General features: G+C 66.5%; 1 protein-coding gene. It reads left to right on the forward strand.

Features of this window, described 5'->3' with window-relative positions; all coding sequences use genetic code 11:
* Positions 1 to 67 precede the first annotated feature (67 nt).
* Positions 68 to 1,417 carry an IS30 family transposase gene (locus ACIA6T_RS35585; protein WP_399450642.1) on the forward strand — a complete coding sequence of 450 codons (1,350 nt, stop codon included), beginning with the start codon at positions 68 to 70 and terminating at the stop codon, positions 1,415 to 1,417.
* Positions 1,418 to 1,449: the final 32 nt, after the last annotated feature.

A 1,449-nucleotide genomic window follows, 5' to 3' on the forward strand; every position in this document is an offset into this window, starting at 1 on the left:
GGCGGATTCAATCGGTCGTTGCAACACCTCGTCCTCGGAGGTGTTGATGGGCAGGCCAGCAGAGTGGATGGCGTCGTTGACCGGACGGTCGCCGATGAAGTCCCCGGGTGCGCCGGCGCTTCGGCGGGAAGTGGAACGTCAGTTCTGGCGGGAAATCGCGAAGGGGGTGCTCTCCGAGGAGGCGGCAGCTGCGGTTGGCGTATCCCAGGCGGCGGGTTGCAGGTGGTTCCGTCACGGTGGCGGCATGCCACCAATGGATCTTGCTCCGCAGTCCGGCCGGTACCTGTCCTTTCACGAGCGTGAAGAGATCGCGATTCTCAAAGCACAGGGCATCGGAGTCCGGGAGACCGCGCGGCGTCTCGGCCGCGATCCGTCAACGGTATCCCGGGAGCTGCGGCGCAACGCCGCGACCCGCGGTGGTCGGTTGGACTACCGGGCGTCGGTCGCGCAGTGGAAGGCCGATCTCGTGGCCCAGCGCCCGAAGACAGCAAAGCTGGCCGCGAACGACCGGCTGCGGGACTACGTGCAGGAAAGGCTTTCCGGCCAGGTCAGCCGCCCGGACGGGACGGCACTGGGACCGCAGGGCCCGCGGTGGAAGGGGAGGAACAAGCCCCACCGCGGCGACCGCCAATGGGTCATGGCGTGGAGTCCGGAGCAGATCGCGAACCGGCTGAAGGTCGACTTCCCCGATGATGAGTCCATGCGGATCAGCCATGAGGCGATCTACCAGGCCCTGTTCATCGAAGGCCGTGGAGCGCTCAAGCGTGAGCTCGTTGCCTGCCTGCGCACCGGCAGAGCCCTGCGGGTGCCCCGGGCCCGGTCCAAACGGACGGCGTGGGCACACGTCACGCCCGAGGTACTGATCAGCGAACGACCGGCGGAAGCCGACGACCGCGCCGTACCAGGACACTGGGAGGGCGACCTCCTGATCGGACTCGAGCGATCGGCGATCGGCACGCTGGTCGAGCGCACGACCCGATTCACAGTGCTTGTCCACCTGCCCCGCCAGGACGGTTACGGCATCGTCCCTCGTACCAAGAACGGACCGCCACTGGCCGGCTATGGCGCGGTGACGATGAAAGATGCGCTTGCAGCCACAGTCTGCACCCTGCCCGGGCAACTATGGCGGTCGTTGACCTGGGACCGGGGCAAGGAGCTGTCGGCGCACGCTCAGTTCACGGTCGAGACCGGCGTCCCGGTCTACTTCGCCGACCCGCACAGTCCCTGGCAGCGCGGCACCAACGAGAACACGAACGGCTTGTTGCGCCAATACTTCCCGAAGGGCACGGACCTTTCTCGATGGGCAGCGGAGGATATCGAGGCGGTCGCTGCCACCCTCAACAGTCGCCCTCGTAAGAGCCTCGGCTGGAAGACACCCGCCGAAGCCCTCAACGACCATCTACTATCGATCACATAAGCCGGTGTTGCATCCACTGGTTGAACCCGGTC

This window comes from Streptomyces sp. NPDC051740, from assembly GCF_044453165.1.
In the GTDB taxonomy this organism is placed as follows: Bacteria; Actinomycetota; Actinomycetes; order Streptomycetales; family Streptomycetaceae; genus Streptomyces; species Streptomyces atrovirens.